The 2196-nt window shown below is 47.3% G+C and carries 2 pseudogenes; both read right to left on the bottom strand.

The annotated features are described in order from the left end of the window. A pseudogene (locus VB732_RS35350) lies at positions 1-1206 on the bottom strand (DNA primase); the annotation flags it as partial. A gap of 163 nt (positions 1207-1369) precedes the next feature. Further along, positions 1370-2196, bottom strand: a pseudogene (locus tag VB732_RS35345) (DNA primase); the annotation flags it as partial.

Here is a 2196-nt window from a genome sequence, read left to right as displayed (position 1 = left end):
TTGAAAACTACCGTCACCCTTCCAAGCTTCGAGAAAGTCAGGCAACCAGTAATTAGGCAAGTCAAGAAACTCTCTGCCTGCCGTTCGCGCACTGTCTTTAACTACCTTTTTGGCAGCATAACGAGCCGCAGAGCTTTTTTTGAGTTGTTTATCTTGGGTAATATCAATTGAGTCCAAGTCTTCTAAGAAAGTTAAATCAGGTTCTACAGTTTGCTGAATCGCTTCGATATCTAAGCCTGTGGGGAAAGGGGGCAGCAGCGCTCGGATGCTGGCATCATCAAACCCGTAGCGGTCAGTGGGCTTAAGTTGCTGAGTTAACAGTTGGTGTAAAACTTTTAGTGCAGGTTGCAGCTGTGATAAAAGATTTGGTTCTAACAGTAGCAGCTTGCCTATGGTGGTTTCAAAATCGCCAAGGTTCACATCAACATTACGCACGGGCTTGATGAGTGTACCAGCTTCTTCCCATAACCGCCCAACGGTGAAAGTTTGGTCAGCAGCGTTAGTTAAGGTGACAGGGGTAGAGTCTGGGTGCGCTCTGAGTTCAGAGAACTGCTGAATTGCAGTGCGTTTTTGAAAGCGGAAGCCAAAACCATCACCACTAGCGAAACGGCACTGATTCTTAAGGGAACAACCGCCACAGATGGGACTAATACCGCTCTCTTCAAAATCAAGGCTGCTAAAATTCTTGTTGCGGAAGGCGTTAAACAAGTAAGTTCTGTGACAATTGCTGTCAGTGTCAGCAGTCTCACCCGCTTTAGTCCACAGTTTAAAATCCTCACCTGTAGGAGTTTTGCGGGTGGGGTCAAGTTTAAAGCCGTTGTGTCGCACTGGCAGATCAACGAAATTCGTCTCAATGGGCAGTGTAGATGGGTTTCTGTGGTTGGCATCCTGGTAAATTAGTTTATCAACATCGAATAAGGCCGCCGTCAGTTGCCCCGCGTTGTAAGACTTGCCCAGTCCAGGGTGAGAATTATCTAAAATTTGCTTCCAGCCCTTGGATACGGCCTCTACCCATGCGGTGATATGTTCTTCTGGTTGGCAGGAGATAGAGATATTGCCTGTAACTTCAGTTATGTACGGGATATTGCCGGGCTTGTAAATAATTACATTGGGCGAAGGCGTGTCAATTTCGGGTAAGGGCTTTGGTGTTGGTGGCGCTTTAAATCCTTTAAATATCGAACTAAATGGAGCGATTGCTTGCTTCAATAAATTTTGGAAGCTGCTCAAGTCCTCTCTAACTCGCCCAAGCTCCCACTGTTCACGGTTAATTACTCCTTTGGGCTGGTATGCTTGGTACTGCCGTTGCGGGAAGCGAAAGCCATACTGTTTGGCAATGTGAAACAGTGTACCGATTGAGATTCCCCCACGTCTAAAACTGCGAATCTTGGCGTGGATGTTCCAAGTTGAACCCTTGATGCTGGGCGACCACTGCTCTGGCTATGATTTCCGCTTCTGATGCCCCATAATGGTTAACCAGTGCCATCAACACCTGACGGCATTCGTCGTAGTTACCGCTTCCTGGGGTACGTGGTGGGATGAATGAAAGCGCGTTCTGGATTAGCTGGTCAATGTCCCAGCCTTCAGCGAGGGAAATCTCACGCCACTCTTTACGCCGTGACTCAATTTCCTGAATTCGTAGCTGATACTCAATACGTTCCTGTTGCGCGATCGCAATCGCCTCACTTATCCATTCTGCTGGTAAAGTGGCTTCAGGGTTGACTAGCGGGAATTCGGCTTCTGTGCTGCCGTAGAAAACACGACTTGCATCTTTACAAGCTGGGTCATGCGGTAACTGCTGCATGAGGAAGCGCGTACAAGCTTCTACAGTATCAGCACCCTGAACATATTGGGGCAGAAGGAAAACCAACCGGAATTTATGCCAGTCTGGTCTGTGACTGGCAGTAGTGTAAATTAAAGCGCAGTGCTTTTTAATGAAGGGATGGGCTAAGGCTTCTTCGATCGTTAATTGGTGATCGTAAACTTTGATGTAATTCCCGTTTTCGTCCTTGATTGGTTTGTCATAAGCATCACGGGCGATATTAGAATTATCAATGTCGAGTAGTAGCCACTGAGAACCGATTATATTGGCCTTACTGCGCCATTTACCATCCAACAAGCCAGCACAGATGGCGTGACCTGCTTTAATATGTTGCTGGACATCGGCTAGAGTGCCCTCTACATCAATGAAGTTACCGG

It is taken from the genome of Nostoc sp. UHCC 0252, assembly GCF_034931145.1.
Taxonomy (GTDB): domain Bacteria; phylum Cyanobacteriota; class Cyanobacteriia; order Cyanobacteriales; family Nostocaceae; genus Nostoc.
This window is presented reverse-complemented; position numbering and strand designations above follow the sequence as displayed.